A 9,627-nucleotide genomic window follows, 5' to 3' on the forward strand; every position below is an offset into this window, starting at 1 on the left:
GTCTTCTCGACCCTCTCAGCCCACCATCCGCTCAGCGGTCGCTCATCGGCCGTGCGATCACATAGTCCGGTCGTAGTAAAAACGGGCCGTTCCGACAACGACCGAGTACGCGAAGGCTGCCACTTTGATGAACAAGGATATCGGAAGCGATGTGAAAGATACCACGAAAAGAATGAGCATGATCGGCAAGGCCGTCCTGCCGGCGACCACCCACATCTTCTGCTTGACCGCCCTGTCCCGCTCGTCCCACACACCGTCCATCTCGCGGCTGAGCATGGTGTCGTGGCCGCGACGCCCCCTCACGAGCAGGAGGATCAGCACGATCGCCGCAGCGAGAAGGCCGATGGCTCCGCCGAGCGCGGCGGACCGGGCCTGATCGTCGGCGAGTCGCGGTCGGAGAATGAGAAGCGCCGCCGCGACGACGACGCAGGCGACGAGATACACGCGCTCCCAGAAAGCCCTGCGACGCCGCCCGCGCTCAGCAGAAGACGCGGAGGCCGGGGGGCGACTCTCCGGTATCTCAGACATCTCAGGCATGGAAGATCTCCTCGACGGCGCGCCCGAAGAAGCGCGCAATGGCGATGGCGAGCGGTAATGAGGGATCGTACTTCCCCTTCTCGATGGAGTTGACGCTCTGGCGCGAGACACCGAGGGCCTTGCCCAGCTGCGCCTGAGTGAGCCCCTTCTCCTCACGCAGCGCGCGCACGTCATTCTCCACGCCGGCCTCCTTCACCGCTGGGACCGATCGTAGCGAAGACGACGCAGGACGAGCGCGGCACCGGCGACGAGGAGACCGGCGGCCACCACGGTGCTCCATCGACCCGGGAAGAAAAGCGGATCGCGATTGGCGACGACGCGAGAGGCGGTCGGGAGCAGCAGGCCGGCGCACTCGATCAGCCCTTCCCGGCGGGTGCCGGGAAGGGCGCCGCGGACGCGCATGACTCAGTCCTCGGCCGGCCAGTTTGCGGAGCGGACGGCCGCGGAGCGCCGGGCGCGGGAGAGCGAGCTCCTCACGACGTCGATCATGACGACGGCGAATCCGACGATGACCAGGCCCGCGGCGAGCCCCATGAGGAAGTAGTGGTCGAGCAGGGCGCCGATGAGCAGAGCGATCAGGCCGACGCCGAGGATGACGGCGGCGATCCTGGCGGACAGGGACATCTCGCGAATGGTGGCGAAGGGCTTCATGACTGTTCTCCTCACTCCTGTGCGCCGCGCCGCGGGATCAAGGCCCGTCGGCGCGTGTCGCGTTTCCTTGACATGAAAAGTTTGCTTGACATCGACGAGCTTGTCAAGCTTGCTTGGCAACGTACCCGCCCGACCCGCCCGCCTTCGTCGAGATCGGTTCGGTTCCGGCTCGAGTTCGGTCGAGTTCCGGCTCGAGTTCGGTTCGTTGTCGTGGTTGTGCGGCTTGCGGTCGGGGATGGTCGGCCGTGGTCGGGGTGTGGGGGTGATGGGTCGGGTGGGGTCTGGTACGGCGGGAGGGTCGTGCGGTGGTGCCGTTGCTCGCGTGGTCGTACGTCCGACTGGGCCGGCGGCCATTACTTCGGGCCGGTCGTACCCGGGCTCGCGCGGTCGTACATGAATGCGCGCGGTCGTACGCTGCGGCGCCGGGTCGTATCTGTAGGGAGCTTTAAGGTACGACCGCGCGGCATCGGGTACGACCCCGTGGATCTGGGTACGACCGTGCGGCGTCGGGTACGACCACGCGGTGCTGGTCGGGTCGGGCGCGACGTGGCCCGGCGCTCGTGGAGGAACGACTCCCGCCGGCGCACGGCCTCGCCCCCGTCGAGGTCGACATTTCGGCGCGAGTCCGACGACGCCGCCGTCGGACTCGCGCCGAAATGCCCACCTCGTGCCGAAATGCCCGCCTCGCGGCCCCGGCCCCCGGGCGCGCCGCCGTCGAACCGATCTCGACGCGGAACCGGACCGATCTCGACGAGGGGGCGAAGGGGAGAGCATCGCCGTCGACCACAATGAGTGCGTGGACCGAACCGCGCCCGACCCGCTCGCCCGGCTACTCGCCGCCCCTCCTCCGCTGCCCGCCAGGGAAGCCCTCCCCCGACTCCGCGAACTGCTGACCGGCGTTCCGGCGCGCGGAGTCGTCGTCGCCGCTCCGCCCGGCACCGGCAAGACCACCCTCATCCCGCCCCTGGTCGCCCAGGTCCTCACCGCCCCGGCCGGTGACCGGCGCATCATCGTCACCCAGCCCCGGCGCGTCGCCGCACGCGCCGCCGCACGACGCCTGGCGGCTCTGCTCGACGAGCCTCTCGGGGCGACCATCGGCTACGCGGTGCGCGGAGAGCGGAGAACCGGCCCGCGCACGCGCGTCGAGATCGTCACCGCCGGGCTGCTGCTGCGCCGTCTGCAGGCCGACCCCGACCTGCCCGGCGTGGCCGCCGTCATCCTGGACGAGGTGCACGAGCGCTCCCTGGAGTCCGACCTGCTCCTGGCCCTCCTCCTGGACGCCCGGGCACTGCACGAGGACCTGACGATCATCGCCATGTCCGCCACCGCCGACCTCGAACGCCTGCCCGCCCTGCTCGGCGGCCCCGACAGCCCTGCCACCGACCTCGGCGATTCCGGCGCCCCCGGCCCGGAGGCCCCCGACGCCGTCCGGTCGGCCACGGCCGACGCCACCGTCCCGCCGACCGCGGCCGGCCCCACGACGCCCGTCGTCTCGGTCGGCGACCCGCTCCACCCGATCGAGGAGGTGTGGACGCCCCCGCCGCCGCGCGTGCCCCGCCTGGGCCCGCGCGGCGTGCCACGGGAGTTCCTGGCCCACGTCGCCGCCACCGCAAGGCGCGCCCTGACGGAGCGCACCGGCGACGTGCTCGCCTTCCTGCCCGGGGTCCGGGAGGTCGACGACGTCGTGAGCCGCCTGCGCGAGTCTCCGTCGTCGGACGTTGACATCCTGCCGCTCCACGGACGACTGAGCGCCGGTGCGCAGGACGCCGCTCTGGCGCCCTCGCCGCCGGGCCGCCGACGCGTGGTCGTGGCCACGAACGTCGCCGAGTCCTCCCTGACCGTGCCCGGAGTGCGCGTCGTCGTCGATGCGACGCTGACCCGGCGACCGCACCTGGACGTCGCTCACGGCATGTCGGGCCTGGTGACGGTCGGAGAGTCCCGCTCGGCGGGCATCCAGCGCGCCGGGCGCGCGGGGCGCGAGGGCCCCGGCGCCGTCTACCGCTGCTGCTCGCCGGTGGATTGGGCACGTGCGCCGCAGGCGCCCACACCGGAGATCCTGTCCGCCGACCTGACCCGCGTCGCCCTCGAACTCGCGGTGTGGGGCGCACCGGGAGGAGCCGACCTGGCCTGGATCGATCCGCCACCCGCCCCGGCCATGGAGGCCGCTCACCGCACGTTGACGCACCTGGGCCTGCTCGACGGCGGCGCGGGGGCCAGCGCATCACCACTGTCGGCGACCGCGCTCGGGCGCGCCGTGGCTCGGATCCCAACCGAGGTCCGCCTGGCTCGCGCCCTGCTGATCGCCCGCGGGATCATGGGAGCCAAGCGGGCCGCCGAGGCGACCGCCCTCCTCAGCACCGGCCTGCGACCGCCCGGAGGAGACCTGACCGCGCTGGCGCGCAGCGTGCGTGACGGCGGCACGCACACGGGCACGTGGAGGGCCGAGGCCCGCCGCCTGGAGCGAGCGGCCGAGCGCCTCGGCGCCCGGGACGCGTCCCTCGACGCCGCGACCGCCACGCCCCCGACCGCCACGCCCACCACCCTGGCCGAGGCGGTCGCCCTGGTGTCGGCGCTCGCCCGTCCCGAGTGGATCGCTCATCGTCGCGGCCCGCGGCCCGCAGCCGGGTCACAGGCCTCCTACGCGAGCGTCGGCGGGGCGGGCCTGCGCACTGCGCGAGCATCCGTCCTGGGCTCATCGCCCTGGCTGGCCGTGGCCGACGTCGATGCCGCGCTCGGCCGCGGAGAGGCGGTCGTGCGGGCCGCGGCGCCGATCGACGAGGCTCTCGCCCTGAGCGTCGGCGAGCCGTGGCTCGTCGAGGAGGACCGGACCGTGTGGGCCCGGGGCCGGCTCCGCTCCGAGCGACGACGGCGCCTGGGCGCGATCATCCTGACGACGACGCCGGGCGGCACGCCGTCACCGGGCGCCACGACCGACGCCGTAGCGGAGGCGTGCCGAACCGAGGGGCTCGACGTCCTGCCGTGGGGAGAGGCCGCCGAGCTGCGGGCGCGCCTGGCCCTGCTCAACCGCGAGCTGGGCGAGCCGTGGCCCGCGATGGACGACGGCGCGCTCCTGGACCGGGCCGAGCAGTGGCTGCTGCCCGCGGTCGAGGCCCTCGCCACCTCCGGGAGGCGATTCGATCTGAGGCGGCTCGACGTCGGCGCGGCACTGCGGGCGCTGCTGCCGTGGCCGGAGGCGTCCGGCCTCGACGAGCTCGCGCCGCAGCGCATCGAGGTGCCGTCGGGCTCGCGCATACGGATGTCCTACGTCGGCGAGCAGGGCGAGGCGCTCCAGCGGCCGGTGCTGGCGGTGCGCGTGCAGGAGTGCTTCGGCTGGGCGGACACGCCCCGGGTGGCGGACGGCCGGGTACCGGTGCTGATCCACCTGCTGTCCCCGGCGGGGCGGCCGGTCGCGGTGACCGACGACCTGCGCTCGTTCTGGACCGGACCCTATCGGCAGGTGCGCGCGGAGATGCGGGGCAGGTATCCCAGGCACGCCTGGCCCGAGAACCCGTTGTCGGCGCCGGCGACCCGTGGCGCACGGCGACGCGGCTGAGGCCCCGGCGCCCGGGGCCGGTCCGTCGGGACCCGGGGGCGGACCGCCGCCAGGCGCTGGAGCTCCAGCAGGGCCGGGCCCAGGACGGCGATGTCGACCAGTGCGCGCCGGCCGGACCCGTCGCCCGGAGCCGGAGCCCCGACAGGGGCCGAGTCGTCGCCGGGGGCACTACACTGGCAAAACGACCGGCACTGACCAATCGCGTACTCCGTAGAGGCACCGAAGAAGAGGAACCGAAAAGAACGAGATGGCCACTTTCCGACGCCAGTTGCAGAGCACCCCTCCCAGCCCCGGGAGCGTGGGCCCCCGGGCGCTGTGGCTTTCCTTCGAGCGCCACCACCATCGGATCATGGTGCGCACCGTCGCGGGCGGCGCCAACTACGTGGCCCACAAGATCGATACCGCGGGGTCGCCGGACATCCTCGGCACCGTCGCCGGCAACGACTCGGTCATCGTCATCTGCGCCGACTCGGAGGCGGCCATCGAGCTCACCGCGCGCCTGAGCGGCATCCTCTCACCCACACCAGGACTTTAGTCCTGGTGCGAGTCATACATATTTATTCATCAATCAACACATCCCGGCCGCCCACCCTCCTCTTCCGGAGGAGCCTCATGCGACGATGACGCATAAAAGGATTCTTATGCATCATCGATTCAATAAATTAACGACGCCAGACCCGGAGACACCGCCCCCGGCGCCCCCTACACTCGTGGTGTCAAATAAGTAGTTCCACAAAGGGGCGGAACATGGCATCAGAATCGTCCAACGATTCATCCACTAAGGATCAGTCATCATCGCCGGCGAAAGTCTCACTGGCTGTTCTCACCGCACTCGTCATCGGCTCGATGATCGGCGGGGGGATATTCAATCTCCCGAAGCAGATGGCCGCCGCAGCAGCGCCCGGCCCTCTCATCATAGGGTGGCTCATCACCGGGGTCGGAATGCTCATGCTGGCAAAGGTCTTCCAGGGCCTGGCCGTGCAGCGGCCCGACATCGACGCAGGCGTCTACGGCTACGCCAAGGAAGGATTCGGCAACTACCTGGGATTCTCCTCGGCCTGGGGATACTGGGTCAGCGCCTGGATGGGCAACGTCGGATACCTCGTCTTCCTCATGACGGCGATCGGGGTCTTCCTCCCGGGCTTCGGGGAGGGCACCACGCTGCTGGCGACCATCGTCTCCTCGGTGCTCCTGTGGCTCTACCACCTGCTCATCATGCGCGGCATCCGCGAGACGGCCGTCCTCAACGTCGTCGTCACCGTCGCCAAGATCGTGCCCCTGGTCGTCTTCGTCATCATCGGGGTGATCGCTTTCAAGCTCGATACCTTCACCGCCGACTTCTGGGGGAGCAGCAGCGACCTGGGCACCACGCTCACCCAGGTCAAGGCCATGATGCTGGTGACGGTCTGGGTGTTCATCGGGGTCGAGGGCGCCTCCGTCTTCTCCGAGCGCGCCCGTGAGCGCAGCGACGTCGGCCGCGCCACCATCACCGGCTTCGCCTCGGTGCTCGCCCTCCTGCTGCTCGTCAACCTTTTGAGCTACGGCATCGCGCCCCGCGAGGACATCGCCGAGCTGGATGACCCCTCGATGAGCGGCGTGCTGACCGAGGCCGTCGGCCCGTGGGGCGCCAAGTTCATCGCCGCCGGCCTGGCCATCTCCCTGATCGGCGCCCTCCTGTCCTGGTTCCTCATGTGCGCGGAGATCCTGCGCGTGCCCGCGCTCGACGGCACCATGCCGCGCTGGTTCTCCCGGGAGAACAAGAACGGCACGCCGGTGGGCGCGATGTGGCTGACCAGCGGGATGATCCAGCTCGTCCTCATCTGGACGTACTTCGTCGGGTCGAACTACACCCGCCTCATCCTTCTGGCATCCGCGCTCATCCTCATCCCCTACCTGTTCTCAGCGGCGTTCCATCTCATCAACTCTTTCCGCAACCGCGAGAGGAGCGGAATCGGGAATATCATCATCGGCACCCTCGGGACCGCGTACGCGATCTGGCTCCTGTACGCGGCCGGACCGACCTACCTCTTGTTCGTGGGCCTGTTCTACCTGGCGGGAACGCCCTTCTACATCGTCGCCCGGAAGCAGGCCGGGGAGAAGATCTTCACCACAATCGACTGGATCGTCCTCGCTATCTTCTCATTGACCGCGGTATACGCGATCTACGGACTGTACATGGGATTCTACGCGGACGCCCTCTCCGGCTGATGCCGAACGGCCTGGCGCCCGCTCGATAACGACTGGAGACAGGCGACAGGAAACAGGAAACAACCGATCGATTCACGAAAGGACATCATGAGTACCTCAACCACCGGAGTCTGGTCCGAGGCCGGAAAGCTTCGCACCGTCATGGTCTGCGCACCCGGACGGGCGCACTCCTTCCTCACCCCCTCGAACTGTCACGACCTCCTCTTCGACGACATCCTCGACGTCGAGCGGGCCCGCACGGACCACGCGGACTTCGTCTCCCTCATGCGCGAGCGCGGCATCACGGTGCTGGAGTTCGGCTCCCTGCTCACCGACGTCCTCGACGTCCCCGAGCACCGCGCCTGGATCCTCGACCGCCGCGTCACCAGGGCGACCATGGGCGTGGGGGTCGCGGAGGGCCTGCGCGGCTGGATGGACGAGATGCCCAGCAGCGAGCTGTGCGACTACCTGATCGGCGGGCTCTCGTCGGACGAGGTCCCCGAGGACGTCCTGGGCACCGGCATCGCGCCGTACCACGTGGGCACCGACGAGCCGGAGATGCTCATCGCCCCCCTGCCCAACTCGATCTTCACCCGCGACTCCTCCGCCTGGCTCTACCAGGGCCTGTCGCTCAGCTCGATGTTCTGGCCCGCCCGCAAGCGCGAGACCATGCTCGTCAAGGCGGTCTACCAGTTCCACCCCATCTTCACCGCCAGGCAGTTCCCCATCTGGTTCGACGCCGCCGAGGGCGACCAGGGGCACTCCTTCATCGAGGGCGGCGACATCATGCCGATCGGCAACGGCGTCGTCCTGGTCGGCATGGGCGAGCGCTCGACCTACCAGGCCGTCAGCCGTCTGGCCCACGGGCTGTTCGAGCAGGGAGGGGCCGAGCGCGTCATCGCCGCCCGCATGCCGCGCGACCGCTCCACCATGCACCTCGACACCATCTTCACGTTCTGCTCCGAGGACGTCGTCAACATCTACGAGCCCGTGGTCTCCAACCTCACCAGCTTCTCCCTCGAGCCCTCGGACACGGAGCCGGGAGGCATCAGGGTCAGGCACGAGGAGGCCGCCTTCCTCGACGTCGTCGGCAAGGCGCTGGGCACCGACCTCCACCCGGTGGCATCCCCGGCGGGCCGGCTGGGCGCCGCGCGCGAGCAGTGGGACGACGGCAATAACGTCGTCGCCCTCGAGCCCGGCGTCGTCGTCGCCTACGACCGGAACTACGGCATCAACGCCTCCCTGCGCAAGGCCGGCATCGAGGTGCTCGAGATCCCCGCGGCCGAGCTCGGCCGCGGTCGCGGAGGCGGTCACTGCATGACGTGTCCTGTTGATCGTGATGCGGTTGTCTACTGAGTGGTCGTCGTTCGTCGTCGCTCGTTGTTGGTTTTGTCGTCTGTTCGTCTGTTTCACTGGTTTTCGAGGAGTTCTTCATGTGCGTGTCGTTGTTGGGTCGTAGTTTCCTGCGGGAGCTGGACTTCAGTGCCCGGGAGTGGGAGTCCCTGCTGGATCTGGCGGCGCGGTTGAAAGCCGACAAGAAAGCGGGCCGCGAGGTGCAGTGCCTGCAGGGACGCAATATCGCGCTGATCTTCGAGAAGACCTCCACGCGCACGCGCTGCTCCTTCGAGGTCGCCGCCTACGACCAGGGAGCCCGGGTGACCTACCTGGACCCCGCCGGCTCCCAGCTGGGCCACAAGGAGTCGGTGGCCGACACCGCCCGGGTGCTGGGCCGCTTCTACGACGGCATCGAGTTCCGCGGCAAGGAGCAGGAGCACGTCCGGGCCCTGGCCGACCTGTCGGGCGTGCCGGTGTGGAACGGCCTGACCGACCAGTGGCACCCCACCCAGATGCTCGCCGACCAGCTGACCATGATCGAGCACGCCGGCCGCCCCCTGAACGAGATCTCCTTGGCCTACCTGGGCGACGCCCGCAACAACGTGGCCAACTCCCTGCTCATCGCCGGCGCCCTGATGGGCATGGACGTGCGCATGGTGGGGCCGGCCGAGCTGCAGACGCCTCCCGAGGTCGTCGCCCAGGCCCACACGCTGGCCAAGACCAGCGGAGCCCGCATCACCATCACCGACGACCCCGCCACCGGCGTGCGCGGAGCCGACTTCCTGTACACCGACGTGTGGGTCTCCATGGGCGAGCCCAAGGAGGCCTGGGACTCCCGCATCGCCCTGCTGCGCCCCTACCAGGTCAACGCCTCCCTGGTGAAGGCCACCGCCAACCCCGACGTGAAGTTCCTCCACTGCCTGCCCGCCTTCCACGACCGGGCCACCACCGTGGGCCAGGACATCTACGACAAGACCGGCATGAACGGCCTGGAGGTCACCGACGACGTCTTCGAGACCAGCACCAACGCCGCCTTCGACCAGGCCGAGAACCGCATGCACACCATCAAGGCCGTCATGGTCGCCACCCTGGCCGATCCCCCCTACCCCACCACCACCGGCACCACCACCGGCACCACCGGCGCCGACCGGGAGAACCGCGAGGAGGACGCCCGATGAGAATCGTGGCAGCCCTGGGCGGCAACGCCCTGCTGCGCCGCGGCGACAAGCCCGACGCCGACACCCAGATCCGCAACGTCCAGACCGCCGCCGCCCAGCTGGCCGCACTGGCCGCCGACCACGAGCTGGTCATCACCCACGGCAACGGCCCCCAGGTCGGCGTCCTGGCCCTGCAGTCCGCCAACG

The 9,627-nt window shown here is 69.9% G+C and carries 10 protein-coding genes; 6 read left to right on the plus strand and 4 right to left on the minus strand.

The annotated features are described in order from the left end of the window. Positions 1-57: 57 nt before the first annotated feature. From G448_RS0114415 to G448_RS0114430, 4 genes are read right to left on the minus strand one after another with little or no spacing between them, the layout of a single operon-like run. The gene (locus G448_RS0114415) at positions 58-537 is read right to left on the minus strand and encodes a hypothetical protein (protein WP_026408556.1); all 480 of its coding nucleotides are present in this window, start codon (positions 535-537) and stop codon (positions 58-60) included. Further along, positions 530-718, minus strand: coding sequence for a helix-turn-helix transcriptional regulator (locus G448_RS0114420; RefSeq protein WP_026408557.1), 189 nt, complete (start codon positions 716-718; stop codon positions 530-532). Before G448_RS0114420 ends, G448_RS0114415 begins: the two co-directional genes overlap by 8 nt. 11 nt (positions 719-729) lie before the next feature. Further along, on the minus strand, positions 730-939 hold the full coding sequence (locus tag G448_RS0114425) for a hypothetical protein (protein ID WP_026408558.1): 210 nt from the start codon (positions 937-939) through the stop codon (positions 730-732). A gap of 3 nt (positions 940-942) precedes the next feature. Then, positions 943-1,188 (minus strand): hypothetical protein, encoded by a 246-nt coding sequence (locus tag G448_RS0114430; protein WP_026408559.1) that lies wholly within the window; start codon positions 1,186-1,188, stop codon positions 943-945. A gap of 796 nt (positions 1,189-1,984) precedes the next feature. Between G448_RS0114430 and G448_RS0114435 the strand changes: the two genes are divergently transcribed. From G448_RS0114435 to G448_RS0114460, 6 genes are all read left to right on the plus strand, one after another. Further along, positions 1,985-4,741: an ATP-dependent RNA helicase gene (locus G448_RS0114435; protein ID WP_026408560.1), complete on the plus strand. Its 2,757-nt coding sequence runs from the start codon at positions 1,985-1,987 to the stop codon at positions 4,739-4,741. A gap of 247 nt (positions 4,742-4,988) precedes the next feature. Further along, positions 4,989-5,276, plus strand: a complete 288-nt coding sequence (locus tag G448_RS0114440; protein ID WP_026408561.1) for an arginine repressor — start codon at positions 4,989-4,991, stop codon at positions 5,274-5,276. A gap of 212 nt (positions 5,277-5,488) precedes the next feature. Beyond that, on the plus strand, positions 5,489-6,949 hold the full coding sequence (arcD, locus tag G448_RS0114445) for an arginine-ornithine antiporter (RefSeq protein WP_026408562.1): 1,461 nt from the start codon (positions 5,489-5,491) through the stop codon (positions 6,947-6,949). An 87-nt stretch (positions 6,950-7,036) separates the two neighbouring features. Next, a complete protein-coding gene (locus tag G448_RS0114450) occupies positions 7,037-8,284 on the plus strand; it encodes an arginine deiminase (protein ID WP_026408563.1) in 1,248 nt (415 codons plus the stop codon). 77 nt (positions 8,285-8,361) lie between these two features. Beyond that, positions 8,362-9,441: an ornithine carbamoyltransferase gene (gene argF / locus G448_RS16895; protein WP_084436827.1), complete on the plus strand. Its 1,080-nt coding sequence runs from the start codon at positions 8,362-8,364 to the stop codon at positions 9,439-9,441. Beyond that, the coding region (locus G448_RS0114460) for an amino acid kinase family protein (protein WP_026408564.1) at positions 9,438-9,627 on the plus strand (190 nt) is incomplete at its 3' end. The genes argF and G448_RS0114460, both read left to right, overlap by 4 nt.

It is taken from the genome of Actinomyces gerencseriae DSM 6844 (genome assembly GCF_000429265.1).
GTDB classification, from domain to species: Bacteria; Actinomycetota; Actinomycetes; order Actinomycetales; family Actinomycetaceae; genus Actinomyces; species Actinomyces gerencseriae.

Bases quoted from the DNA above. Each gene is read 5' to 3' on its own strand.
- arcD (WP_026408562.1), top strand. From the start codon at position 5,489: ATGGCATCAGAATCGTCCAACGATTCATCCACTAAGGATCAGTCATCA.
- G448_RS0114430 (WP_026408559.1), bottom strand. From the start codon at position 1,188: ATGAAGCCCTTCGCCACCATTCGCGAGATGTCCCTGTCCGCCAGGATC.
- G448_RS0114450 (WP_026408563.1), top strand. From the start codon at position 7,037: ATGAGTACCTCAACCACCGGAGTCTGGTCCGAGGCCGGAAAGCTTCGC.
- G448_RS0114415 (WP_026408556.1), bottom strand. From the start codon at position 537: ATGCCTGAGATGTCTGAGATACCGGAGAGTCGCCCCCCGGCCTCCGCG.
- G448_RS0114440 (WP_026408561.1), top strand. From the start codon at position 4,989: ATGGCCACTTTCCGACGCCAGTTGCAGAGCACCCCTCCCAGCCCCGGG.
- G448_RS0114425 (WP_026408558.1), bottom strand. From the start codon at position 939: ATGCGCGTCCGCGGCGCCCTTCCCGGCACCCGCCGGGAAGGGCTGATC.
- argF (WP_084436827.1), top strand. From the start codon at position 8,362: ATGTGCGTGTCGTTGTTGGGTCGTAGTTTCCTGCGGGAGCTGGACTTC.